21 protein-coding genes are annotated in these 23,346 nt (G+C 75.9%); 11 read left to right on the top strand and 10 right to left on the bottom strand.

The features are described 5' to 3' along the window. Positions 1–45: 45 nt before the first annotated feature. The 5 genes from ACH4SE_RS30420 to ACH4SE_RS30400 all read left to right on the top strand — a co-directional run bounded on the left by ACH4SE_RS30420 (position 46) and on the right by ACH4SE_RS30400 (position 5,306). Complete coding sequence (locus ACH4SE_RS30420; RefSeq protein ID WP_398546738.1) at positions 46–468, top strand: hypothetical protein; 423 nt, start codon at positions 46–48, stop codon at positions 466–468. 43 nt (positions 469–511) lie between these two features. Continuing rightward, on the top strand, positions 512–1,132 hold the full coding sequence (locus ACH4SE_RS30415) for a twin-arginine translocation signal domain-containing protein (protein ID WP_398546737.1): 621 nt from the start codon (positions 512–514) through the stop codon (positions 1,130–1,132). 11 nt (positions 1,133–1,143) lie between these two features. Further along, positions 1,144–2,049: a MauE/DoxX family redox-associated membrane protein gene (locus tag ACH4SE_RS30410; RefSeq protein ID WP_398546736.1), complete on the top strand. Its 906-nt coding sequence runs from the start codon at positions 1,144–1,146 to the stop codon at positions 2,047–2,049. 710 nt (positions 2,050–2,759) lie between these two features. Next, complete coding sequence (locus ACH4SE_RS30405; RefSeq protein ID WP_398546735.1) at positions 2,760–4,043, top strand: histidine decarboxylase; 1,284 nt, start codon at positions 2,760–2,762, stop codon at positions 4,041–4,043. 474 nt (positions 4,044–4,517) lie between these two features. Beyond that, on the top strand, positions 4,518–5,306 hold the full coding sequence (locus ACH4SE_RS30400; protein WP_398546734.1) for a hypothetical protein: 789 nt from the start codon (positions 4,518–4,520) through the stop codon (positions 5,304–5,306). Between the two features lie 10 nt (positions 5,307–5,316). Here ACH4SE_RS30400 and ACH4SE_RS30395 read toward each other — a convergent pair whose 3' ends face one another. The 6 genes from ACH4SE_RS30395 to ACH4SE_RS30370 form a co-directional block, all read right to left on the bottom strand. Further along, positions 5,317–6,414, bottom strand: a complete 1,098-nt coding sequence (locus ACH4SE_RS30395) for a LuxR C-terminal-related transcriptional regulator (RefSeq protein ID WP_398546733.1) — start codon at positions 6,412–6,414, stop codon at positions 5,317–5,319. Between the two features lie 309 nt (positions 6,415–6,723). After that, positions 6,724–7,179 (bottom strand): tellurite resistance TerB family protein, encoded by a 456-nt coding sequence (locus ACH4SE_RS30390; RefSeq protein ID WP_398546732.1) that lies wholly within the window; start codon positions 7,177–7,179, stop codon positions 6,724–6,726. Positions 7,180–7,410: 231 nt separating this feature from the next. Continuing rightward, positions 7,411–8,379: a zinc-binding dehydrogenase gene (locus tag ACH4SE_RS30385; RefSeq protein ID WP_398546731.1), complete on the bottom strand. Its 969-nt coding sequence runs from the start codon at positions 8,377–8,379 to the stop codon at positions 7,411–7,413. A gap of 112 nt (positions 8,380–8,491) precedes the next feature. After that, the gene (locus ACH4SE_RS30380) at positions 8,492–9,610 is read right to left on the bottom strand and encodes a hypothetical protein (protein ID WP_398546730.1); all 1,119 of its coding nucleotides are present in this window, start codon (positions 9,608–9,610) and stop codon (positions 8,492–8,494) included. Positions 9,611–9,807: 197 nt separating this feature from the next. Next, on the bottom strand, positions 9,808–10,296 hold the full coding sequence (locus tag ACH4SE_RS30375) for a hypothetical protein (protein WP_398546729.1): 489 nt from the start codon (positions 10,294–10,296) through the stop codon (positions 9,808–9,810). 130 nt (positions 10,297–10,426) lie between these two features. Then, positions 10,427–11,002, bottom strand: a complete 576-nt coding sequence (locus ACH4SE_RS30370; RefSeq protein WP_398192224.1) for a TerD family protein — start codon at positions 11,000–11,002, stop codon at positions 10,427–10,429. Positions 11,003–11,134: 132 nt separating this feature from the next. On the opposite strand from ACH4SE_RS30370, the gene arfB reads away from it, so the two are divergent. Continuing rightward, complete coding sequence (gene arfB, locus ACH4SE_RS30365) at positions 11,135–11,572, top strand: alternative ribosome rescue aminoacyl-tRNA hydrolase ArfB (protein WP_398546728.1); 438 nt, start codon at positions 11,135–11,137, stop codon at positions 11,570–11,572. 20 nt (positions 11,573–11,592) lie between these two features. Here arfB and ACH4SE_RS30360 read toward each other — a convergent pair whose 3' ends face one another. Then, a complete protein-coding gene (locus ACH4SE_RS30360) occupies positions 11,593–12,105 on the bottom strand; it encodes a flavin reductase family protein (protein ID WP_398546727.1) in 513 nt (170 codons plus the stop codon). Positions 12,106–12,427: 322 nt separating this feature from the next. Between ACH4SE_RS30360 and cdgB the strand changes: the two genes are divergently transcribed. Further along, complete coding sequence (gene cdgB / locus ACH4SE_RS30355) at positions 12,428–14,086, top strand: diguanylate cyclase CdgB (RefSeq protein WP_398546726.1); 1,659 nt, start codon at positions 12,428–12,430, stop codon at positions 14,084–14,086. A gap of 511 nt (positions 14,087–14,597) precedes the next feature. Next, positions 14,598–15,746, top strand: a complete 1,149-nt coding sequence (locus tag ACH4SE_RS30350) for a threonine aldolase family protein (protein ID WP_398546725.1) — start codon at positions 14,598–14,600, stop codon at positions 15,744–15,746. An 80-nt stretch (positions 15,747–15,826) separates the two neighbouring features. On the opposite strand, the gene ACH4SE_RS30345 is transcribed toward ACH4SE_RS30350, so the two are convergent. From ACH4SE_RS30345 to ACH4SE_RS30335, 3 genes are all read right to left on the bottom strand, one after another. After that, complete coding sequence (locus ACH4SE_RS30345) at positions 15,827–16,798, bottom strand: zinc-binding alcohol dehydrogenase family protein (RefSeq protein ID WP_398546724.1); 972 nt, start codon at positions 16,796–16,798, stop codon at positions 15,827–15,829. Between the two features lie 141 nt (positions 16,799–16,939). Next, positions 16,940–17,626 (bottom strand): response regulator, encoded by a 687-nt coding sequence (locus ACH4SE_RS30340; RefSeq protein WP_398546852.1) that lies wholly within the window; start codon positions 17,624–17,626, stop codon positions 16,940–16,942. A 32-nt stretch (positions 17,627–17,658) separates the two neighbouring features. Then, positions 17,659–18,864, bottom strand: coding sequence for a sensor histidine kinase (locus ACH4SE_RS30335; RefSeq protein ID WP_398546723.1), 1,206 nt, complete (start codon positions 18,862–18,864; stop codon positions 17,659–17,661). Positions 18,865–19,828: 964 nt separating this feature from the next. Here ACH4SE_RS30335 and ACH4SE_RS30330 point away from each other — a divergent pair. The 3 genes from ACH4SE_RS30330 to ACH4SE_RS30320 are packed head-to-tail and all read left to right on the top strand — an operon-like array spanning position 19,829 to position 23,288. Next, on the top strand, positions 19,829–20,737 hold the full coding sequence (locus ACH4SE_RS30330; RefSeq protein ID WP_398546722.1) for a Rossmann-like and DUF2520 domain-containing protein: 909 nt from the start codon (positions 19,829–19,831) through the stop codon (positions 20,735–20,737). After that, positions 20,734–21,570: a pantoate--beta-alanine ligase gene (gene panC / locus ACH4SE_RS30325; RefSeq protein ID WP_398546721.1), complete on the top strand. Its 837-nt coding sequence runs from the start codon at positions 20,734–20,736 to the stop codon at positions 21,568–21,570. The genes ACH4SE_RS30330 and panC overlap by 4 nt, the downstream gene beginning before the upstream one ends. Further along, positions 21,567–23,288 (top strand): L-aspartate oxidase, encoded by a 1,722-nt coding sequence (locus ACH4SE_RS30320; protein WP_398546720.1) that lies wholly within the window; start codon positions 21,567–21,569, stop codon positions 23,286–23,288. The genes panC and ACH4SE_RS30320 overlap by 4 nt, the downstream gene beginning before the upstream one ends. Positions 23,289–23,346 lie beyond the last annotated feature (58 nt).

Genomic DNA, 23,346 nt, shown 5'->3' with positions numbered 1-23,346 from the left:
CATGCGCAGGTCATAAGCCTGCGCCACCTCCGAAGGGAACGCGACATGGCCTGCGGATCGACCTACCTCTGGGCCGGCGAAGCCACCTGGTTCTGCTGCGGCAACGCCTGGGGCTCCTGCGGCAGCGCCGGCACCGGCGCCTGCGGCACCTGCCAGTCCAGCAAGCACATGGCGGCCTGGCCCAACCTCTCCGCCGCCTGCTACGACATCACCCGCCCCGACCTGTGCGGCGAGGGCATCCCGCGGCGCACCTGCGGCGCGACCATGAACGTCAAGCACCAGTGCTCCGGCGCCACCGTGTGCGTGACGCTCGCCGACTGCGGCCCGCGTACCAAGAGCTTCTGCGGCGAGGCCACCTGCTGCAACGGCACCTGCCGCACCAACCGGGTCATCGACCTGACGCCCTCCGCCTTCTCCTCGATCGGCAGCCTCAGCTCCGGCAAGCTCCCCGTCTACATCTACGAGTGACCGGCGCCCCCCGCCCCTCCACCTCACCCCCGGGAAGGACGACATGAGCCACAGCCACGACAACGGCGGGCGCCACCTGGACCGCCGGCGCTTCCTGACCACGGCCGCGATCGGCGGCGCCACCATCGTCGGCGCCTCCGCGCTCGGCGGCCTCGACGCCGAGGCGGCCTTCGCCGAGCCGACGCCCTCCCTCGACGCGGCGATCCCCGCGGCCTTCGCCGAGGGCCGCGTCGTCGCCGTCAACCGCAACGTCCTGGACGTCGCCGGCTCGCACGGCGAGCGCCACCTCGTCCAGCTCACCAACGCCACCAGCATCTGGAAGCTGCGCACCACCACCGCCGAGGCCATCGAGCCCGGCGACGGCCTCTACGCGCGCGGCGCCGCCATGCCGGACGGCACGATCGCCGCCGACGCGGTGTGGGTCAACATCGTCAACGTCTACGTCACCATCCGCGGCATCGCCAGGGACCGGCTGCACCTCAGCCACGGCGGCAACGAGGTCGTCGGCCACATCGTGCCGGACACCACGACCGCCTCCTACCTCGGCGGAGCGCTGACCGCGGACCTGTCCCGCACCCGCATCGGGCAGGAGGCGCAGGTGCTGGGCGCCTGGCGGCCCGCGGACGGCCACATCGACATGGCCCGCGTCTCGCTCGGCCACTGACGGGAGGCGCCGTGATTCCGCTGGTCTCCAACCTCGCGCCGCTGGTGTGCGCGGTGCTGCTCACCGCCACGGGCGCCGGCAAGGCGTTCGGCCGGCAGACCGCCCAGCTGGCCGCGAACACCGTGCTGGTGCGCGTGCTCAACGACGGGCGCCGCGCCACGCTCGCGCTGCGGGCCGTCGGGGCGGTCGAACTCGCCCTGGCCGCGGCTTTGTTCGCCGTTCCCGACACGGTGGCGCCGGGTGCCGCGACCGCCGCGCTCGGCGCCGGCTTCACCGGTTACCTGGCCTACGCCCGGGCCACCGCGCCGGAGTCGTCGTGCGGGTGCAGCGCCCGCGCGGAGGGCCCGATCGGGGTGCGCGCCTTCACCCGGGCCGGGCTGGTGGTGGCCGGCGGGGTCCTGGCCGCGACCGCCGACGCCCCCTGGTGGTCGCAGGCCGCCGACCGCCCGGCCGGCGCCGCGGGCGTCCTGGCGCTCGCCGCCGCCGTCCTGGCGGTGCTCGTCGCCGATCTCGACAGGGCCGTACGGGTGCCGCTGCGGCGGGCCCGGCTGCGGCTGTTCGGCCACCCGCTGCCGCCGGCCGGCGGCGCGGGCGAGCGGGTGCCGGTCGCGGCGAGCGTCGAACTGCTGGAGAACTCGCTGGCCTGGCAGGCGGCCATGCCCGTCGTCCGCTCAGGGCTGCTCGACCACTGGGACGACGGCGGCTGGCGGGTGCTGCACTACACCGGCGCGTACCGGGACGCACGCGGCACGCACCCGGCGAGCGTCCTCTTCGCGCTGGACCTCACGCTCACCGTGGACTCCGCGCCCCAGCCGGCGGTGCGGGTCTCGGTGATCGACGACGCGACCGGCGAGGTGGTCCCGTCCGCCGTGCCCACCCCTGTCCCACGGCGGGCACCGCTTCCCATGGCCACCTGACCGGTCCGGCCCGCGCCCCCGTCCGGCAGCCGCCCGGGCGGGGGCGCGGCGCGTCACGCCCCCGCGGCCCGGGCCGTCCGGGCACCCCGCGCGGCGCGGGAGCCGGGCAGCCGGGCGCGGTTCCGGGAGGGGCGGGAAGCCGCCTCCCGGCGGGCGGCGCCGGGACCGCGCGGCGACCTGGCATTTTCCGCCGCGGGGCCGGATCGGCGCCCTTGCGCGGCCGCTGACGGCGGGTCTGTCCACATTGGTACGTGTCCCATTTTGGACAACGGAGCGGCAGGGGCGGCGAATTGCCAGTTCACAGGCTTGGTGAGCGCTGACAGGGGAACAAAAGGCCTGATCGGGAGGTGTGGATGAGGACGCCGGTGTCCGTGGCGCGAGGGGTGCCGCGTCGGGTACGAATTCTCCCGTTGGTACACACCACGTTCCGGGGACGGGACGCGGGGTGCGCCGGCGGAACGGACCTCCGCGCCGCAGTACCCGTACTGCCCACGGCGTCCGCTGTACCTGCAACGCCCGTAGTATCCGCACCACTTGCAGGACCTTGCACCACCCCGCCCGCGGTCCCCGCGGCCGCGGCCGGGGTGCGCCGAAGGCCACCGGTCGGCTCCGTCCGGTTCGGGGGGGAGTCTTCGGCGAGTCGTGTGGGGGGCCGGCGCATCCCGCCGGCCCCCCGCCACGTCACGCGCTGCCGTCTCCTGGAGGTCGTCATGGCGTACGAGCCGCCCGCCGGTCCGCCCGGCGCGCACGCGCACGCGGCGGGCGTACGGGACGGCGCCGAGGACGGCGCGCCGCCCCCGCCGTGCGACCGCGTCGGCGTCACCGGCGAGGATCCCGCCGCCACCCGGCGCCGGCTCGCGGCCCTCGTCGCCGGCCTGCGCGCCACGGCCGGCCGCGCGGCCGCCGCGGGCCCGGACGACCCGGTGGCGGACCTTCCCGGCTCCGCCGAGAGCGGCGACTACGCCGAGCTGCTGGCCGCCTTCGCGGACCTGGACCCCGACGAGCCGGCGGTCCCCGGTGCCGGAGCGGATGAGGCGGCCGCGACGGCGCTGGCCCTGGAGCGGGCCGTCGTCGACTTCTGCACCGACCTCGCGCTCGGCGACCCCCGCCGCGTCCGGGGCCACGTCACCGGCGGCGCCGCCGAGGGCCTGGCCGGCGGTCTGCGGGCGGCACGGCACGCGCTGCCCGGCGCGCCGCTGTACGTGACCGCCGCCGCGCACCACGCCGCCCGCGACCACGCCCGCCGCCTCGGGCTGGACGTCGTCGAGGTCCGGCAGGACGAGGACGGCACGATGGACACCGCGGCCCTCGCCCGGCTCACCGCCGAGCGCCCCGGCGGCGCGATCGTGCTCGCCACCACCCACACCGCGGGCGGCAGCGGCGGCGACGACCTGGCCGCGGTACGGGCCGCCGCCGCGCCCGCCGGACCCGTCCACGTCCACGTCGAGGCCGGACCCGCGGGCCTGGCCGCGCCCTTCGCCGGCCGCGGCCCCGCCTGGGACCTGCGGGACGGCGCCGACAGCCTCTCCTTCACCGCGCACCGGCTGCTCGGCCTGCCCGTCCCCTGCGGGGTGCTGCTCACCGCGGGTCCCCTGCCGCCCGTCCGCGGCGACGGCGGACGCGCCCCCAACCCGCTGGCCACCGCGCTGCTGTGGGCGGCGCTGCGCGACCGCGGCTACGACGGGCTGCGCGCGCTCGTCCACACCTGCTACGAGACGGCCTGCTACGCCGCCGGGCACATCACCGCCGCCGGCTACCTCGCCGTGCCCACCGGGCACGGCGTCACCGTCCGCTTCCCCCGCCCCGCCGCCGGCCTGTGCGCCCGCTGGCGGCTCACCACCTCCGGCCCGTACGCCTGCCTGACCGCCCTGCCGCCGGTCACCCCCGCCCGGGTGGACGCCCTGTGCCGCGACCTCTTCGCCGGCGGCCCCCTCCCGACCGTCCCCTTCCCCCGGCCGGCCTCCGAGCCGCGCAGCGCCTGGGCGGCCCGGTGACCACGCCGACCGGCCCCGAGAAGGCCGCCGCCCGCCGTCCGGTGCCCTCCGCCGCAGCCGCCGGGGCGGTGGCCGCCCTCGGCCGGGCCGTGGACGGCCACCGCGCCGCCCCCGCGGTGGGCCGACGGGCCGCACACCGCCCGCCGGCTCCTGCCGCACCCTCAAGACCGGCGCCCGGCCCGGGCAGAGCCGGGCGCCGCCGCACCCGCACGCTTGGCGACGTGCGGGTGCGGGCCCACCCCTCGCGGGTCCGCTCCGGCTGGGCCCGTGTCTCCCCGGACCGCCCCTGCCGGCGGCTCCCGTGGGTCCGCCGTCCCGCCCGCGCCGGCCTCCCCGGCGGCGCGGCCCCCTCCCCGCGGGACGGCTGACATGCACCTCCCTCATCCGTACGACCCCCCGACGCCGGACGCGCACGCCTCCGGCGTCCCGTCACGGGGGTACGGGGGCCGGCCCGCGGACGGTCACGGCGAGCCGGTGCCGGAACCGGGGCCCTACGGCGGACGGCAGCCCGGAGCCGCGGGCGGCACCGGGGCGGAGTGGCTGGTGCCGGTCAGGGTGCCGGTCATCCCCGTCGCCACCACGCCGTGGACGGGGGACTGGTTCGGCGCCGGGGCCGCGGACGGCGCGCCCGTCACGCCGGTGAGCGTCGCCGTCCTGCCCGGCGGGACCGTCCACACGTGGGGCACCGTCATGTCGCAGGCGCGCGGCCTCGCCGACGACACCCACCCGGCGTGGTCCGCGGCGGCGTGGCAGGCCCGTGAGACCGGCCGGGCCACGCACGTCGCCGTCGGCCACCCCGACGGCCGGGTCGAGCGGCTCCTCGTCGAGGCGGACGGCACCGCCCACCCGGCGCCGCAGCCCGTCCCCCCGGTCCCCGCGCGCCGCCCGCCCGACCCCTGCTGGGGCGACCCGGCGGACATGCCGCACGACCTGTGCGCCCTCGCCCCCGGCGCCGGCACCGACCCCGCCGCCGCCCTCGGCCGGGCCGCCGGGGATGCGGCCCGCGACGGCGACTGGGCCGCCGCCACCCACTACGCCACCGTCGCCGCCGCCCGGCTGCACGCGCAGGGCGCGAGGGCCGGCGCCGACAAGGCGGCCCGCCTCGCCGTCACCTCCTGGCTGCGCACCGCCGACACCCCCGTCACCGCGGCCCTCGGCTTCTCCCTGGTCCACCTGCTCATCTCGACGCTGCCCACCCTGCAGGGCCCGATCGCCGCGCTGCTGCGCCGCCTCGCCGACCACCTTCCGGCGGCGCCCCGCTGAGGCGCGCGCGTCACACGCCGGTGAAGAGTTCCGCGAACTCCTCGTCGCGGGCGAGCTTCAGGCCCGCCTCGAAGCGGCTCGCGGCGTCCAGCCGCTCCATGAGCTTGGCGATCGCCCGCTGGACCGTACGCCGGTGGACGCCCAGCTTGCGGGCGATCTGGTCGTCGCTGAGGCCCGAGGCCATGAGCCGGATGATGACCCGCTCCTGCGCGGTGACGGCGTCCGCGTCCTCCGCGCCGCCGCCCGCGGAGGGCGCCAGCGGCCGGCCGCGCAGCCAGAAGTCCTCGTACACCGCGCGGAAGGCCCGCATCAGGGCGGCGCCGCGGACGACGATCAGCGTGTCCGAGGGGTGCTCGGGATCCGCGGCCATCAGCGCCGCGTGCGAGTCGAAGGTCAGCAGGTCGAAGGGCGCGTGGTCGATGAGCCGCAACTCCACGCCCGCGTCGGCCAGATCGTGCAGCCAGCGCGCGTACTTCGGCGAGGCCAGGCAGGACATCGGGTAGATGGCGCGGCTCGCCACCCCGCGCTCCAGGAGCGAGCGGTCGTGCGCGAGCGAGGCCTCCAGCACCTCGATCGACGGCATCGGCCCCGGGTGCATCGAGTCGATCCGCTCCCGGGCCGCGTCCGACAGGTCCAGCCGGATGCGCTGCTTGCGCCGCGGCTCGGAGACGAACTCGACGGACACCTCGCGCGTCTCGCGTGTCTCGCGCTGGACCGCGGGCCGGTAGACGGCCGTCAGCGCCTCCGTCACGCGCTGCAGCCGCACCCCGTTGCGCAACTGCTCGGTGGCGTTGGCCTGGTAGTGGTCCATGGCGCGGGCCAGTGCCGCGTCCGGGTCGACGGCCTCGGCGACGCCGTCGCGTATCTGCACCAGTCCCAGATCCGTCAACCGCCGCCAGCCGCGCCCGCCCTGGGCCTCGTCCAGCTCCGCGGCCGCGTACAACTCGGCGGCGGACGGCGGGCTCGCGCCCGTCACCCTGCTGCGCGCCCGCAGCGCCTCGTACAGCGCCAGCGCGGCCTCCTCGTCGCGCTGCGTGCTGCTGCCACCGCCCGGACCGCCTCCCGCGGCCCCCGGCGGGAAGCCGTCCCCGCTCGGCACCGGAAGCATCCGTCCACCCCACCTTCCCGGGCGGCCCGGCGCCCCACCCGGATACGGAGGCGCTCACGCCCCCCGGGGTTCCCCGTGCTCCCCGCGTACCCGCGCCGGCCGCACAACGCCGCGCACATCCGAAAGCCGGCGTCCTGCCGGGGCGGTGACGCCCCCGCGCCTGCGGCTCGCGCCGCTCCGGCCGCCGCGGCCGATCCCGCCGCGGGGCGGCGTGTGAGACACCCGGCTCCGCTTTCGGATCATAGTGTGCCGGATTCCGGCCGCGGACGGTCCGGGCACCGCCGGATCCGGGGTGCCCGGGCGCCGCCGTCAGAGGTCGAACTCCTGCGGGTTGAGCCCCACGGCGAAGCACGCCTCGCGCACCACGCCCTTCTCCGTCGCGTCGAAGTCGCCGTCCGCGCCGCCGATGACGATGCCGATCTGGATCACCGCACGGGCCTCCGTGGGCTTCTTCTGGACCTTCGCGATCTCCTGGAGGATCCCCACCTTGCCGAAGGCGAAGTCGGCGGTCAGCTTGCCCAGGTAGTCGTCGAAGCGCCGCTGGAGGTCCTGTGCGGGGAAGTTCTGCAGCACCTCGTTGGTGGCGATGAGGGTCGCGACGCGCTGCCGCTCGGACGGGTCGATCGACCCGTCCGCGGCCGCCACGAGCGCGCACATCGCCATGCTGGCGTCACGGAAGGCGCCGCTCTTGAGGTCGTTCTTCTTGGCGTTGAGCTGCGCCTGCATGTTCGTCGCGGACTCTTTGAAGCGGTCCCACAGGGCCATCGGGGGTCTTCTCCTCGTACGGGCGGTTCGTTACCTCCGGAGAACTCCGCGAGGGTACGACCGAGTTCCCGGACGCCTCCCCGCCCGCGGGGGCGGGCACCGGGGGCGCGGCCGCGTGACCGGCCACGACGGCGCCGCGCGCCGGTGCCGGCGGGGCGGCCGCCCCGCCGTGCGGGACCGCCGGCCGGGCGGTGGCCGCCCCCGCGCCCGCGGCCCCGTCCCGGCGGGCGCTCAGGAGGTCAGGACCACCTTGCCCGTCGTCGCGCGGGCGCCGAGAGCCGCGTGCGCGGCTCCCGCGTCCTGGAGGGCGAAGGGGTGGATGCCCGGGACGAGCGTGCCCTCGGCGGCGGCCGAGAGCGCCGCGGCCTCCAGGCGGCGCAGGCCCTCCGGCGTGCCGGTGAGCTTCGCGAGGGCGGGCCCGGCGAGGGTGCGGGAGTCGACGCCCGGCACGGGCTCCGCGGGAGCGCCGGAGGCCCAGCCGTGGACGAGGTGCCGCCCGCCGGGCCCGAGCAGGGACAGCGCCTCGGCGGCCGTCCCGCCCCCGACACCGTCGAAGACGACCGTCGCCGCGCGCCCGCCCAGTGCGGCCCGCACCTCGTCCGTCCACCCGGGCCGCAGGTAGTCGGCCGCGAGAGCGCCCAGCGCGCGGACGCGCGCGGTCTTGTCGGGCCCGCCCGCGGCGCCGACGACCGTCGCTCCGATCGAGAGCGCGTGCTGCACGAGCAGCGTGCCGATCCCGCCCGCCGCGGCGAGCACGACGACCGTGTCGCCGGCTTCGAGCCCGGCGAGCTGCAGGACGGCCAGCGCGGTGCGGCCGGTGCCGATCATCGCGACGGCCGCCCGCAGGTCCAGCGTGTCCGGTACGGCGTGCAGCCGCGCCTGCTGCGTGACGGCCAGCTCGGCGTAGCCGCCGGGCGCGGTGCCGAGGTGGGCGACGACGCGCCGCCCGAGCCACGCCGGGTCGGCACCGGGACCGATCCGGTCGACCGTACCGGCGACCTCCCGGCCCGGCACGGTCGGCAGCTCCGGCAGCGGGATCGGGCCCGAGACCCGGCCCTCCCGCAGCCACGTGTCGATCAGGTGCACACCCGCCGCCGCGACCGCTATCCGCACCTCGCCGGCACCCGGCTCGGGATCCGCCACCTCCTCGTACCGCAGCTTCCCGGGCCCCCCGAACTCGTGCAGTCGTACGGCAAACACGTCCCCGCCCTCCGCTCCCGGCACCCGCAGCGGTGCCTGCTCCCACCCAACCCGGCCTGCCGGGCGCCGCCAATCGGCCATTCGCCCTAGGGCGCGGGACCCCGGGCCAGGGTCAGGCGTCGGGGTTCACGTGGCGGCCGTCGCGGGCGGCGAGGTCCAGGCGGATCCGGCCGTCGGTGCAGGCGGCGACCGCGTCGGCGAGTGCGCGCCAGTCGGCGGCGGAAAGGTGGGAGGAATCCAGCGCGTGACGGCGGCCGCCCTGCGCGGGCAGCACGTACAGGGACACCACCGGGTCCCGGTGGTCGTGGTCGAAGACGAGGCCCGCGATGTCGCGCCACGGCAGCTGGATGTGCTCGCGCCGGCTCCCGCCGACCGTCTGCTCGACGGTGAGGCCGTCCGGACCGGCGGTCACCCGCACCCGCGGCGAGGACACCGTCAGCCGGTAGGGCCGGTGCCGCTCCTTGTGCCGCCGGGCCGCGGCCTCGCGGACCGGCTCCGCGGGCGCCGCCCGCCGCCCGGCCCCGCCGCCGGGGCGGGACGGGGGCACGCGGTACGGCGGGCGGTACGGCGGCCGGTTGCCGGTGGATCCGCGGCGTACCCGCACCGGCACGCTCACCAGCAGCGCGAGCGGCAGCAGGAGGCCGGGCAGCAGCGCCCACAGCAGCCCGGGCAGCGGTGCGCGGCCCAGCGGGGCGAGGCGCTGCGCGTCCGTGCGCCAGCTCTGCACGTCGTACGCGGCGCCGTCCACGACCAGGACGTCGACCCGCACCCCTGTGGGATCCGGGCCCGTCGCGAACCTGCCGAGGCCCTCCGGCGTGTAGTAACGGCCGTACCGCTCCCACCCGGCGGACCCGAAGTGCAGCGGCATCGTCCTCCACCACTCGCCGCGGGGCTGCACGGTGGTCGTGCCGCCCCAGCGCTGCGGCAGATCCGCGACGCCCGGCGTCCCGTACCGCGACACGTATCCGCGCGATCCGTGCTCGTGCGCGGCGACCGCGCCGACGATGCCCGCGGGCAGCGCGACCGCGGCCGCCGCCGCGAGCACCCAGCCGTACCAGTGGACGCTTTCGCGCAGGCCGAGGCTCAGCATCAGCTCGCACGCGATCAGCGTCAGCGGCGCGGCCGCGGCGATCATGACCACGACCGCCGCCGGCCCCCACGCGCCGGGCCCCAGCAGGGCACCGGACCCCAGCGCGAGCAACCCGCCCGCGGCGTACACCTTTGTGCGCATGTCCTCGACCTTCCCACGGGCCCGCGAGGGCACCCGTCCTCCGGGGGCGCGGGGAGCCTGCGCGCGACCCGCTGCCCGCCGGGGGTCGGCACGGGACCGGACCGCCCCTCTGCGCCGGTGACGACGCGCACGTGGCCGGCGGTTGCGCGCGCCCCGGAACGCCCGTCCGGTGGCGCGGCCGCGGGCCCCGCGGGGGGTCAGACGCGCGGGTGGCGGGAGAGGAGGGTCCAGACCGCGGGGTTGGCCGCCAGGCCGTCGTGCATGTCGGTGAGGTCCGCGACGACGTCGTGGAGGAAGTCGCGGGCCTCCCGCCGCAGGTCGGCGTGGCGGACGGAGAGGGGCGGCTCGTCGGGGAGCCAGTCGGCGGTGATGTCGACGAAGCCGAAGCGGCGGACGAAGCGGAGCCGGTCCGAGGACTCGGTGAAGTCGAACTCGGCGTGCTGGGGCCGGGCGGCGCGGCTGCCCGCGGGGTCGCGGTCGAGCTGCTCGGCGATGTCGCACAGCGCCCACGCGAAGTCGAGGACGGGCACCCAGCCCCAGGCGGTGGCGAGTTCGCGCTCCCCCTCGGCGATGTAGACGTCACCGCAGAAGAGGTCGTGCCGCAGGGCGCGGACGTCCGCCGTGCGGTAGTCCGTCTGCGGCGGGTCGGGGAAGCGGCGCGAGAGCGCGTAGCCGAGGTCGATCACCGGTCGATCGTCCCAGACCGGCCGCCCGCCGCCCCCGGCGGCCGCCCGCGGACGAGCCCCCCGGCACGGGAACGGCGCCCCTCCCGGCTGCGGGGAGGGGCGCCGTCGGGGCCCTGGGCGGACGGGGGTGTCAGAGGCTGACGCCGAAGTCCGTGGCGATGCCCGCGAGGCCCGAGGCGTAGCCCTGGCCGACCGCGCGGAACTTCCACTCCGCGCCGTTGCGGTAGAGCTCGCCGAAGACCATCGCCGTCTCGGTGGCGGCGTCCTCGCTCAGGTCGTAGCGGGCGATCTCCGCGCCGCCGGCCTGGTTGAGGATGCGGATGTACGCGTTGCGCACCTGGCCGAAGTTCTGGCTGCGGGACTCGGCGTCGTAGATGGACACCGGGAAGACGATCTTCTCGACGTCGGCGGGCAGGCCGGCCAGGTTGACGTTGATCGCCTCGTCGTCGCCCTCGCCCTCGCCCGTGCGGTTGTCGCCGGTGTGGACGATGGTCTGGTCCGGCGTCTGCTTGTTGTTGAAGAAGACGAAGTGCGCGTCGGAGTAGACCTTGCCCGTCGCGTTGACCGCGATGGCGCTCGCGTCGAGGTCGAAGTCCGTGCCGGTGGTGGTACGGACGTCCCAGCCCAGGCCGACCGTCACAGCCGTCAGGCCGGGCGCCTCCTTGGTGAGAGAGACGTTTCCGCCCTTGGTCAGGCTTACCGCCATGGGAAGTCCCCTTATGTCTGGTCGTAGGTGTTGCGGTCGAAACTACCTTCATCGGACTGAACGCGGACCGGGGATCCGCTGGTTCCGCACGGCGCGCTAAATCCCGTGCACGGCGGCGGCGCACGCGCGACCATGGAAGGCATGTACGGGCCACTGACCATCCGCGGCTCCGTCTCCGTGCCGGAGGCGGAGCTCCAGTGGCGTTTCTCCCGGTCGTCGGGGCCCGGCGGGCAGCATGTGAACACGTCCGACAGCCAGGTGGAACTGCGGTTCGACCTCGCGGCGACGGAGGCGCTGCCCCCGGTGTGGAAGCAGCGCGCGCTGGAGCGGCTGGCCGGCCGGCTGGTGAACGGGACGGTCGCGGTCCGCGCCTCCGAGCACCGCTCGCAGTGGCGGAACCGGGAGGCGGCCGCGGCCCGGCTCGCGGCACTGCTGGCCGAGGCGACGGCGCCGCCGCCCAGGGCGCGCCGCCCGACGAGGATCCCGCGCGGCATCAACGAGCGGCGGCTGCGGGTCAAGAAGCAGCGCGGCGAGACCAAACGGGGCCGCTCCGGCGGCAGCTGGGAGTGAGGCCGCGCCCCCGGGAGGGCTCAGCGCAGGAAGCGGTAGCGCCCGCGGAAGTACGCCAGCGGGCCGCCCTCCGCGCTGGGGGTGCGCGCGTCCAGGACGTGCGCGACCACCAGCGTGTGGTCCCCGGCGGGGACGCGCTGGGCGGTCTCGCACTCCAGTATCGACAGCGCCCCGCCGAGCACGGGCGCGCCCGAGTGCTCGCCGCGGTAGTAGGAGATGTCCTCGAACAGCAGCCGGTCGCTGACCCGGCCGCGCAGCGCGAAGCGCCCGGCGATGTGCCGCTGGCTCTCGCTGAGCACGGAGGCGGCCCAGCGCGGCTGCCGTTCGAGCAGCTCGTCCATCCGGGATCCGATGCGTACGCTCACCAGCACCATCGGCGGTTCGAGGGAGACGGACATGAAGGCGGTCGCGGTCATGCCGACGTCCTCGCCGCGCGGCCCGTCGTCCGGGTCGTGCGCGGTGATGAGGACGACGCCCGCGGTGAGGCGGGTCATCGCGGCGCGGAAGGCATCGGGGTCGACAGTGTGGGCCATGGTGGTCCCAGCATGCCGGTCGCTCGGTGTGTGCAGCACCTTCCTCACGTTACGGCTCGGTAGGCGGATGCGGATCGGGCTGTGGTCGCAGTCATAGCCTGCCCTCGGACCTAGGTCCGGGGCGGGCCGGATGCCGCACCCTCCGTATTCACATGCTTACGCGATGATGTGACTTGGGTCACAAGCAGCAGATATTGTTGACCCTGTGTACCGACCGCACAGCTCGCTGTGATTCAGTGGCCGGAGTAAACCGGTGTCGGCGGCGTCATCGGATGTATCGCGAAGACTACGGGAGTTGGCCGTCCAGGGCGCGGAGAGGGGCATGGATACCGAATCGGAGCCGTATGTCCGCCTCGCGACCCTGCGTCAGCTGCACCAGGTCGTGGCGGACCTCAACACCGCTCGCAGCCTCGCCGACACCATCCAGGCGGTCGCGGACGGCGTGGTCACCGGCCTCGGCTACGACCTCGCCGCCGTCAACCTGGTACGGCCGGACGGCGACCTCGTCGTCGCCGCCTTCGCCGGCAGCGAGGCGGGCGAAGCGCTGCTCACCGGCAAGGTCGGCTCCCGCGAGGCCTGGGACCGGCGGCTCGCCATGGGCCGGCGCTGGGGCTCCCTGCGCTTCATCCCGCACACCGAGGGCTGGGTCCTCAACGAGGACGACGTGCCCCAGTGGCACACGGACGGCCCGCTGCCCCGCTTCGCCGACGAGTGGCACCCCGGCGACCGCCTCTACGCGCCCATGTACGCCTCCCTCGGCGGCGGCGGCGACATGCTCGGCGTCATATCCGTCGACAGCCCCTCCAGCGGCCGCCACCCCGGGCCCTGGGGCCAGGAAGCGCTCCAGATGTACGCCTTCCAGGCCGGCATAGCCATCAGCAACGCCCGGCTGCGCGCCAACATGCAGCGCGCCCTCGTCCGCCTGGAACGCGACCAGCAGGCGCTGCGGGCCAGCGAGGAGAGCTTCCGGCAGGCCTTCGAGTACGCGCCCAGCGGCATGGCCATCGCCGAGATGGGCGGCGACCAGCACGGCAGGCTGCTGCGGGCCAACGACGCGCTGTGCCGGCTGCTCGGGCGCAGCGCCTCCGTCATGCGCCGCTACTCCTTCTCCGACCTCGTCCACCCCGAGGACGTCGGCCTGCTGCTGCGCACCTCCGCCGAGGGCGGCCGCGCCGAACTCCGGCTGGCCCGCCGCGACGGCACCTACGTGTGGGTCTCGCTGCGCAACTCCGTCGTCGCCGACACCACGGACGGGCCGCGCTTCCTGCTCACCCACGTCGAGGACATCGAGGACCGCAAGAGCCGGGAGCTCCAGCTCGCCCACCGCGCCAGCCACGACTCCCTCACCGGCCTGCCCAACAGCGCCGAACTCCGCTCCCGCCTCACCGCCCGGATCTGCAACCGCCCCGGCGACAAGGACGCGGCCGCGCTCGCCGCGGAGGTCCAGGGCCCCGACGAATTCGCCTTCAGCTACGGCTACGGGCCCGACGAGCTGGCCTCCCCGCTCGGCGCGATCGGCTACGACTCGCACACCCACGTCACCGCCCCCGACGAGCGCGACCCCGCGCCCGGCAAGGGCCTCGCCGTCCTCTTCTGCGACCTCGACGGCTTCAAGTCCATCAACGACCGCTTCGGCCACCACACGGGCGACGCCGTCCTCATCGAGGTCGCCCGCCGCCTCACCGGTGCCGTACGCGACGGCGACACCGTCGCCCGCCTCGGCGGCGACGAATTCGTCGTCCTCGCCGACGGGCTCGCCCCGGCGGACGCGGCGGATCTCGCCGTGCGGCTGCGCAACGCGATCACCCCGCCCATCCGCGTCGACGGCCGCGCGGTGCGCGTCGGCGCGAGCTTCGGCGTCGGCTGGGCCGGCTGCGGGATGACCGTGGAGGAGATCCTCCACTCCGCGGACCAGCGCATGTACGTCGAAAAACGCAGCCGCTCCTCCTCCCCGCGCCCCAGCCACCGCCGCGCCGGCTGACCCCCGCCGCGGGGTGCGCTTTCGGGCGGTGCCCGCCGGGAGGCTTTTGCGGCGGTCCCGCCGCGGGGGTGCCCGCCCCTGGCGGCGCGGGGCATTTCCACCCGCACCACCCGTGCGGGTACGGCGTCGGCTGTCCGCCTGCCTGCGGGGGTGACTCGCCGTCGGCGGCGATCCGCGGTCCCCAGGACCTCCACCCCCACCGGCGGGGGGCCGCCGCACCGGCCCCGGGAGGGGGACGATCCGGGGGTGCCCCCGCAGGAGCGCGCACACCGCCGCCCCACCAGTTCGGGGTGAGGCCAGACGCGCGTTCCGGGGAGGTACCCCCGAAGCGGCACCCGACCCCCCGGGCAGAGGCGCGATGCCCCGCCGGGTGACGCCGGGGGGCGCGGGGAACTGCGCGACCAGCCCCCACCCGCAGAAGATCGCGCGGCGGAACCGCACCAGGCACCCCCGCGGCGCCCCCCCGGCGGGAGGCCGCGCCGGCACCGGCGGGGTGAGAGAAGATCGGGGGATGGGTCAGAGCGAGGAAAGCAACGGAGAAGCGCGGCGGCTCGCCGCGATCGCGGCGTGCGAGCGCGTGCTCGCGAACCCGCCCCGCCCGTCCATCGCGGAGCGGCTGGCACGGCTCGTGCAGGAGGGCTCGGAGGCGTACGACACCAGCGGACCGGTGGACATGTACGGCGACGAGGAGGGCGTCGTCGGCGAACTGGAGCGCCGCACGGCGGAACTGCTCGGGACGGAGGCGGCGGCCTACTTCCCGACTGGCACGATGGCCCAGCAGGTCGCCCTGCGGTCATGGGCGGGCCGGACGGGCAACCCGCTGGTGGCCCTGCACCCGCTGGCGCATCCGGAGATGTACGAGCGGGACGCCCTGAGCGTCCTGACAGGGCTGCGGACGGTCCACCCGACGAGGGACCCGCGGATGCCGTCCGCGGAGGAGGTCGCGGACCTCGACGAGCCCTTCGGCGCGCTGATGCTGGAGCTGCCGCTGAGGGTGGCCGGGTACGTGCTCCCGACGTGGGAGGAGCTGACGGACACCGTGAAGGCGGCCCGCGAGCGGGACGCCGTGGTGCACTTCGACGGCGCCCGCCTGTGGGAGTGCCCGACGCACTTCGGCCACACGCTGCAGGAGATCGCGGGCCTCGCGGACAGCGTGTACGTGAGCTACTACAAGTCGCTGGACGGCATCTCGGGCGCCGCGCTGGCGGGCTCGGCGGATTTCGTGGCGGAGGCCAAGGCGTGGCGGCACCGCTACGGGGGCCAGGTCTTCATGCAGTTCCCGGCGGTGCTCTCGGCGCTCGCGGGCCTGCGCAACGAACTGCCGCGGCTGCCGTCGTACGTGGCGCACGCCCAGGTCGTGGCCCGCGCGCTGCGGGAGGGGCTCGCGGAGGGCGGTGCGACGTGGCCGCGGACGTACCCGGACGCGCCGCACACCCACCAGTTCCAGGTGTGGCTGCCCTACGCCGAGGACGTGCTGAACCAGGCCGCGCTGGAGCAGGCGGAGGAGCGCCGCGAATCGCTCTTCGGCCGCTACCAGTTCTTCGAGCCGCGCATCCCGGGCCTGTCGATGCTGGAGATGACCGTCGGCCCGGAGTCCCTGGAGTGGACGGAGGCCGACGTGCGCGCGGCGGCCGCCGACTTCGCGCGCCGGCTGCCCTGACGCGGGCCCCCACCAGCCGGCGGGCCCCGCCGGCGGGATGCGCGCCACCGGCGGGAGGGGTCCCGCCGGTGGCGCGGGGGTCAGGCGCGCAGCAGCAGCTTGCCGGTCGTCGCCCGGGATTCGACCAGGCGGTGTGCCTCGCCCGCGTCCGCGAGGTCCAGCTCCGCGGTCACGGGCAGCTCGACGCCGCCGTCGATCACCGCGCGGAAGGCGGCGTCCGCCAGCTCGCGCAGCCGTGCCGGGTCCTTCGCGGCCAGCCCCATGAGGGAGAAGCCCGCGACGGACTGGGCGGCCGGGTAGACGTCGGCGGGGCCGATCTGCCAGGGCGCGGCGTTGCCGGAGTTGCCGAAGGAGACCAGCCGGCCGAAGCGCGCGGTGACGGCGAGCGTACGGCGGAAGGTCTCGCCGCCGACCGCGTCGAGCGCGACGTCCACGCCCCGCCCGCCCGTGGCGGCGAGCACCTGCTCGTCGAAGTCGGTGTCCAGGAAGACCTGGTCGTAGCCGGACTTCAGGGCGTGCGGCGCCTTGTCCATGCTGGAGACGACACCGAAGACGGCCTTCGCCCCGCCGAGCCGCGCGAGCTGTCCGGCCACCGTGCCGACCCCGCCCGCGGCGCCCTGCACCAGGACGGTGTCGCCCTCGCGCAGCCGCGCCACGTCGTGCAGCACGCCGTACGCCGTCGGCATCACGGTCGGCAGCGTCGCCGCCGTCCGCAGGTCGAGCCCCGCGGGGACGGTGAAGGCGCTGGCGGCGGGCACGACCGCGACCTGCGCGTAGCCCCCGCCGCGGACGAACGCCGCGACCTCGTCACCGACCGCGTGGCCCGTGACGCCCTCACCCACCGCGAGCACCCGCCCGGAGACCTCCAGGCCGGGCCGGAAGGGCAGCGCGTCGACCTGGTAGCCCTTCGTACGGGCCATGATGTCGGCGAAATTGACGCCCGCGAAGGCGACGGCGACGGTGATCTCGCCCGGTCCCGGTTCCGGCTCGGGCACCTCCACGAGCCGCAGCACGTCCGGCCCGCCGAACTCCTCGATGACGATCGCGCGCATGGCGCCTCCCCGTAGTCCTCTTCCGTCCACTGCCTCGCAGTGGTGTCGATCAAACGCGCCCGGCTCCGCTTTTGATTCCGCGTCAGCCGGGCCCGTACCCGGCGCCGGGAGGTTCAGCCCCCGTCGTACACGTTCGTCACGTCACAGTGCGCCGCCGCCCGCCCGCACCACGCCCGACTCGTACGCCAGGACGACCGCCTGCACCCGGTCGCGCAGCCCCAGCTTGGTGAGGATGCGCCCGACGTGTGTCTTGACCGTCGCCTCCGACAGCACGAGCTTCGCGGCGATCTCGCCGTTCGACAGGCCCTGCGCCACCAGCAGCAGCACCTCCCGCTCACGGTCGGTGAGCTTGTCCAGCTCCTTGTGCCGCGGTTCCGACTCCGGCGCCGGGAGCATCGGCGTGAAGCGGTCCAGCAGCCGGCGGGTCGTGGAGGGCGCGACGACCGCGTCCCCGCTGTGCACCGCGCGGATCGCGGCCAGCAGCTCGTCCGGCGGCACATCCTTGAGCATGAAGCCCGCCGCACCCGCCTTGAGCGCGGCGAAGGCGTATTCGTCGAGGTCGAAGGTGGTCAGGATGAGCACCCGCGGACCGTCGCCGCGCTCCCGGTCGCCACGGCAGATGCGCCGCGTCGCCTCCACCCCGTCCATGCGCGGCATCCGCACGTCCATCAGCACGACGTCCACCCGGGTGGAACGCAGCACCTCCAGGGCCTCCGCGCCGTCGCTCGCCTCCGCGACGACCTCCATGTCCGGCTGCGCGGCCAGCACCATCCGGAAGCCGGTGCGCAGCAGCACCTGGTCGTCCACGAGCATGACCCGGATCCCCATCACGTCCCCATCCGTCACTTTCCGATTCCGTTTCAGGGCCCGGTCCGCAGCGGCAGCACCGCGCTGATCCGGAAACCCCCGCCGGGCCGCGGCCCGGCCGTCAACGTCCCGCCGACCATGCCGATCCGCTCCCGCATGCCGATCAGGCCCTGGCCGAGACCGTCCCGGCCGCCCTCCTCGTGCAGCGCGTCCGCGCCGCCCCGCCCGTCGTCCTCGATCAGCAGGTCCAGCTCCTGATCGCCGAAGCCCAGCACGACATTCGCGCTGGCCCCGTCCCCGCCGTGCTTGCGCACGTTCGTCAGCGCCTCCTGCACGATGCGGTACGCCGTCAGCTCCACGCCGCTCGACAGCGGCCGCGCCTGCCCGGCCACCTCGAACCGCACCGGCAGGCCCGCCCCGCGCACCTGGTCGATCAGGTCCGCGAGCTGGTCCACACCCGGCTGCGGCACGTACTCGCCGCCCGCGTCGTCCCCCGCCCGCAGCAGCCCCAGCAGCCGGCGCATCTCCGCGAGCGCCTGCCGGCCCGTCGTGGAGATCGTGCTCAGCGCCTGCCGGGCCTGGTCCGGCGCCACATCCATGACATACGCGGCGCCGTCCGCCTGCACCACCATCACCGACACGTTGTGCGCCACCACGTCGTGCAGCTCCCGCGCGATCCGCGCCCGCTCAGCGGCCACCGCCGCCTTCGACTGCGCCTCCCGCTCCCGGTGCATGCGCTCGGCGCGCTCCTCCAACTGCGCGTAATACGCGCGGCGCGTCCGCAGCCGGTCGCCGATCACCCACGACAAGGCGAAGATCACCGTCAGGAAGAACGTCTGGAGCAGCGTCGTCCAGATCGTCGAGTACTTGTCGTCCGGCGGCCACCGCACCATCGCGATCGGCGTCGCCAGCAGCCCCGCGCCCAGCGCGAGCCGGGACGACCAGCGCGCGCCCGTCGCCGCACACGTGTAGATGATCGCCAGCATCGCGGCATCGCCCGGGTTGGGCGCCTTCACGTCCAGCGCGAGCTGGGCCAGGCCCGTCGCGACGGCCAGCAGCAGCATGCGCTCGGGCGCGCGGCGGCGCAGCGCCACGACCGTCGCCAGGGCCATCGACAGCGGCACGGCGGCGGCGCGTGCCGCGGGCGACGGTGTCCTGTCCGCGGCGACCCACACCGCGCACACGGCGAGGAGGACGACGGCCCAGAAGGTGTCGACCCCCGTCGGGTGGCGGCGGAAGAAGTCGTAGATGCGCTGCACATAACCCAGCGTAAGGAGCGTTGCGCGCCGCGGGGTCACCCCGGGGACCGATCCCGCGTCCACCTTGGGGTGGACCCCGGACCCCGCCCCCTTACGCCCCCGGGCGCGCGCAACCTTCCGCCGGTGGGGGCTGGTCGCGCAGTTCCTTGCGCCCCTGGGGGGTGCGGCTTGGGGTGGCGGTTCGCGGTTCTGCCGGTGGGGGCTGGTCGCGCCGTTCCTTGCGCCCCTGAGGGGGTGCCGCGTGCGGTGGGCGGTTCGCCTTTCGCTTGGTGGGGGCTGGTCGCGCAGTTCCTCGCGCCCCTGAGGGGGTGCCTCTTGCGGTGGGGGTTCGCCGTTTCGCCGGTGGTGGGTTGCTCGCGCAGTTCCTCGCGCCCCTGGGGTCATCCGGCGGGGCATCGCGCACTCCGTGCGGGGGTGGGGTCGGGTGCCACTCCGGGGGTACCTCCTCGGAATGCGCGTCTGGCCTCTCCCCGGATTGTGGGGCGGTGGGGTGCGCATTCCTGCGGGGGCACCCCCGGATCGTCCCCCTCCCGGTGTCTCGTGGGCGGCTGCCTGCCGGTGGGGGTGAATCTGTCCAGGGACTGCGGTTCGCCCCCGACGGCGATGCACCCCCACGAGAAGGCCGTCAGCCGATATCTATCCCGCACGGGTGGTGGGGGTGGGAACACCCCGCGCCGCCAGGCGCGGGCACCAACGGCGGCGGGCAAGCCGCCCACGGCCCCCGGGCGGGCACTGCCCGAGCGCGGCGCCGCCAGGCGCGGGGACCCGCGGCGGGGCAGCCGCTCACGTACCGGCAACCGGGGCACCGCCCGAAGCGCCGCCGCGGGGCCCATCGCACGCGGGCAGCGTCTGCGGCGGCGGCGCAGGGGTGCTCGGCCGGGAGGGGGGAGTTGGGAGCGTCACATCGGGGCGCCGCCCGCAGGGGGTTCGCGTAGGATTGACGAGAACCCGAGCGGGAGGCGAGATGGTGGAGGAACGGCCGGGACGGCTGACCGTGGGGGTCGTGGGCGCGGGCCGCGTCGGCCCGGCGCTCGCCGCCGCGCTCGCTCTGGCGGGGCACCGCCCCGTGGCTGCCTCCGGTGTGTCGGAGGCCTCACGGCGCAGGGCCGAGGCACTGCTGCCGGGCGTTCCGATGACGGAGCCCGGCCAGGTGCTGGCCGTGGCCGACCTCGTGCTGCTCACGGTCCCCGACGACGCCTTGCCCGCGCTGGTGAACGGGCTGGTGGAGACCGGTGCCGTACGCCCGGGGCAGCTGATCGTGCACACGTCGGGCCGCTACGGCACGGCCGTGCTGGAGCCGGCTCTTCGCGCGGGGGCCCTGCCGCTCGCGCTGCATCCGGCGATGACCTTCACCGGGACCCCGGTGGACGTGCAGCGGCTGGCGGGCTGCACGTTCGGGGTGACGGCGCCCGGTGAGCTGCGGCTGGCCGCGGAGGCGCTGGTCATCGAGATGGGCGGGGAGCCGGAGTGGGTCGCGGAGGAGGCCCGTCCGCTGTACCACGCGGCGCTCGCGATCGGCTCGAACCACCTGGTGACGCTGGTGGCGCAGGCGATGGACCTGCTGCGTACGGCCGGGGTGGGGGAGCCGGGCCGGATGCTGGGCCCGCTGCTGGGCGCGGCGCTGGACAACGCGCTGCGTTCCGGCGACGCCGCCCTGACCGGTCCGGTGGCCCGCGGTGACGCCGGCACGGTCGCCGCCCACCTGCGGGAGCTGCGTGCGCACGCGCCGGAGGACGTGGCGTCGTACGTGGCGATGGCCCGCGCCACCGCGGACCGCGCGCTGGCCAACGGCATGCTCAAGGCCGAGTCCGCGGAGGCGCTGCTCGGCGCGTTGTCGGACGACCCCAACCACCGAGACGAGGGCACCGTATGACCGAGCTGGTCCACCACGCCGGGGACCTTCCGCCCGCGGCCGCCGTGGTCATGACCATGGGCGCCCTGCACGAGGGGCACGCCTCGCTGATTCGCGCCGCTCGGGCACGGGCGGGGGAGGGCACGGTGACGGTCACGGTCTTCGTCAACCCGCTCCAGTTCGGGCCGAACGAGGACCTGGACCGCTATCCGCGCACGCTGGCGGCGGATGTGGAGCTGGCGGCGCGGGAGGGCGCCGACTACGTCTTCGCGCCGGACACCGACGAGGTCTACCCCGGCGGTGAGCCGCAGGTGCGGATCAGCGCGGGGCCGATGGGCGAGCGTTTCGAGGGGGCCTCGCGGCCCGGGCACTTCGACGGCATGCTCACCGTCGTCGCCAAGCTGCTGCACCTGACGCGCCCCGCCGCCGCCGTCTTCGGGCAGAAGGACGCCCAGCAGCTGGCCCTCATCCGCCGCATGGTCACCGATCTGAACTTCCCCGTCGACGTCGTCGGGGCCCCGACCGTCCGCGAGGCCGACGGCCTGGCGCTGTCCAGCCGCAACCGGTACCTGTCCGCGGCGGAGCGGACGTCGGCGCTCGCGCTGTCGCGCGCCCTGTTCGCCGGACGGGACGCCGCCGCGGAGGGCCCCGCGGCCGCGGCGGGCGCGGCCCGTGCGGTGATGGCCGCCGCGCAGCCGTCCGTCGTCGCGGACTACTGCGCCCTCATCGACCCCGCCGACTTCACCGAGGCGGGCCCCGGCCACACCGGCCCCGCCGTGCTCGCCGTCGCCGCCAGGGTCGGCGCCACCCGTCTGATCGACAACATCCCGCTGGAATTCGGAGCCGCGTCATGACCGCATCGGCAAGCAGCACCGGCATACGCCTGCACGCCCCGGCCCCGGGCTGGGCCATCAGCGCCGACGTCGTGGTCGTGGGATCCGGTGTGGCCGGGCTGACCGTGGCGCTGCGCTGCGCCGCGGCGGGCGCGAAGGTCACCGTCGTGACCAAGGCCAAGCTGGACGACGGCTCGACGCGCTGGGCGCAGGGCGGTATCGCCGCGGCCATCGGGGAGGGCGACACCCCCGAGCAGCACCTGGACGACACGCTCGTCGCGGGCGCGGGCCTGTGCGACGTGAACGCGGTCCGCCTGCTGGTGACCGAGGGCCCCGGCGCGGTCCGCCGCCTCATGGCGACCGGCGCCCGCTTCGACACCGACCCGGACACCGGGGAACTCCTCCTCACCCGGGAGGGGGGCCACCACCGGAGCCGTATCACCCACGCGGGTGGTGACGCGACGGGCGCGGAGGTCTCCCGCGCGCTCATCGGGGCGGTGCGCGGGGCGGACATCGAGCTGATCGAGAACGCGCTGGTCCTCGATCTGCTGGAGGACGCCGAGGGCCGCACCGCGGGTGTCACGCTGCACGTCATGGGGGAGGGGCGGCGGGACGGCGTCGGGGCGGTCCACGCGCCCGCGGTCGTGCTGGCCACCGGGGGCATGGGCCAGGTCTACTCGGCGACGACCAACCCGCCGGTGTCCACCGGTGACGGTGTCGCCCTCGCGCTGCGCGCCGGGGCGGAGGTGAGCGACGTCGAGTTCGTGCAGTTCCACCCCACCCCGCTGTATCTGGGCCCGGACGCCGAGGGGCAGCAGCCGCTGGTGTCGGAGGCCGTGCGCGGCGAGGGCGCGCACCTCGTCGACGCCGACGGCGTCCGCTTCATGGTCGGGCAGCACGAGCTGGCCGAGCTGGCACCGCGCGACATCGTCGCCAAGGCCATCACGCGCCGCATGCAGGAGACCGGCACCACCCACATGTTCCTCGACGCCCGGCACTTCGGGGCCGAGATGTGGGAGAAGCGCTTCCCGACGATCCTCGCCGCCTGCCGCGCGCACGGCGTCGACCCGGTCGACGGCCTGATCCCGATCGCCCCGGCCGCGCACTACGCCTCCGGCGGAGTCCGCACCGACCTGCACGGCCGTACGACCGTGCCGGGCCTGTACGCGTGCGGCGAGGTCGCCTGCACGGGCGTGCACGGCGCGAACCGGCTCGCGTCCAACTCGCTGCTCGAAGGACTGGTCTTCGCCGAGCGCATCGCCGACGACGTGGTCGCCGTCCTCGCCGGGCGGGGCGCCGCCCCCGTGCGCCCGGTCGTCCCGGAGGCCGGCGGCGCGCCGCTGCTGGCCTCCGAGGCACGCTACGAGGTGCAGCGCGTCATGACCGCGGGCGCGGGCGTGCTGCGCAGCGCCGACTCGCTGGCGGCGGCCGCGGGCGCCCTGGAGCGCCTGCACACCGCGGCCGTGGAGGCGTACGACCGCGAGGGCAAGACCGCCGAGCCGTGCGTCGAGACGTGGGAGGCGACCAACCTGAGCCTGGTCGCCCGGGTCCTGGTGGCCGCCGCCCGGCGCCGTGAGGAGACGCGCGGCTGCCACTGGCGCGAGGACCGCCCCGACCGCGACGACCGCGACTGGCGCCGGCACCTCGTCGTCCGCCTCACCCCGCACCGTACGCTCGACGTCCGCGCCACCGACGGGCACGACTTCCCGCCGGTCCGCGGCACGCGGGCGGGCGGCTGAGTCGGGGATGATGGGGCCCGGGGGCGCCTGTCCGCACCCGGCCCCGCACCGCCCGGGA

Origin of the sequence: Streptomyces sp. NPDC020983 (assembly GCF_044333485.1) — a bacterium.
GTDB lineage: Bacteria > Actinomycetota > Actinomycetes > Streptomycetales > Streptomycetaceae > Actinacidiphila.
Note: the sequence above shows the minus strand (reverse complement) of the source record. Positions and strands in the feature narration are given on the sequence as shown.

What these genes read in the sequence shown, in the direction of transcription:
- ACH4SE_RS30420 (WP_398546738.1), top strand. Translation starts at nt 46, where the DNA reads ATGGCCTGCGGATCGACCTACCTCTGGGCCGGCGAAGCCACCTGGTTC.
- ACH4SE_RS30415 (WP_398546737.1), top strand. Translation starts at nt 512, where the DNA reads ATGAGCCACAGCCACGACAACGGCGGGCGCCACCTGGACCGCCGGCGC.
- ACH4SE_RS30405 (WP_398546735.1), top strand. Translation starts at nt 2,760, where the DNA reads ATGGCGTACGAGCCGCCCGCCGGTCCGCCCGGCGCGCACGCGCACGCG.
- ACH4SE_RS30395 (WP_398546733.1), bottom strand. Translation starts at nt 6,414, where the DNA reads ATGCTTCCGGTGCCGAGCGGGGACGGCTTCCCGCCGGGGGCCGCGGGA.
- ACH4SE_RS30390 (WP_398546732.1), bottom strand. Translation starts at nt 7,179, where the DNA reads ATGGCCCTGTGGGACCGCTTCAAAGAGTCCGCGACGAACATGCAGGCG.
- ACH4SE_RS30380 (WP_398546730.1), bottom strand. Translation starts at nt 9,610, where the DNA reads ATGCGCACAAAGGTGTACGCCGCGGGCGGGTTGCTCGCGCTGGGGTCC.
- ACH4SE_RS30370 (WP_398192224.1), bottom strand. Translation starts at nt 11,002, where the DNA reads ATGGCGGTAAGCCTGACCAAGGGCGGAAACGTCTCTCTCACCAAGGAG.
- arfB (WP_398546728.1), top strand. Translation starts at nt 11,135, where the DNA reads ATGGAAGGCATGTACGGGCCACTGACCATCCGCGGCTCCGTCTCCGTG.
- ACH4SE_RS30360 (WP_398546727.1), bottom strand. Translation starts at nt 12,105, where the DNA reads ATGGCCCACACTGTCGACCCCGATGCCTTCCGCGCCGCGATGACCCGC.
- cdgB (WP_398546726.1), top strand. Translation starts at nt 12,428, where the DNA reads ATGGATACCGAATCGGAGCCGTATGTCCGCCTCGCGACCCTGCGTCAG.
- ACH4SE_RS30350 (WP_398546725.1), top strand. Translation starts at nt 14,598, where the DNA reads ATGGGTCAGAGCGAGGAAAGCAACGGAGAAGCGCGGCGGCTCGCCGCG.
- ACH4SE_RS30345 (WP_398546724.1), bottom strand. Translation starts at nt 16,798, where the DNA reads ATGCGCGCGATCGTCATCGAGGAGTTCGGCGGGCCGGACGTGCTGCGG.
- ACH4SE_RS30340 (WP_398546852.1), bottom strand. Translation starts at nt 17,626, where the DNA reads ATGGGGATCCGGGTCATGCTCGTGGACGACCAGGTGCTGCTGCGCACC.
- ACH4SE_RS30330 (WP_398546722.1), top strand. Translation starts at nt 19,829, where the DNA reads ATGGTGGAGGAACGGCCGGGACGGCTGACCGTGGGGGTCGTGGGCGCG.
- panC (WP_398546721.1), top strand. Translation starts at nt 20,734, where the DNA reads ATGACCGAGCTGGTCCACCACGCCGGGGACCTTCCGCCCGCGGCCGCC.
- ACH4SE_RS30320 (WP_398546720.1), top strand. Translation starts at nt 21,567, where the DNA reads ATGACCGCATCGGCAAGCAGCACCGGCATACGCCTGCACGCCCCGGCC.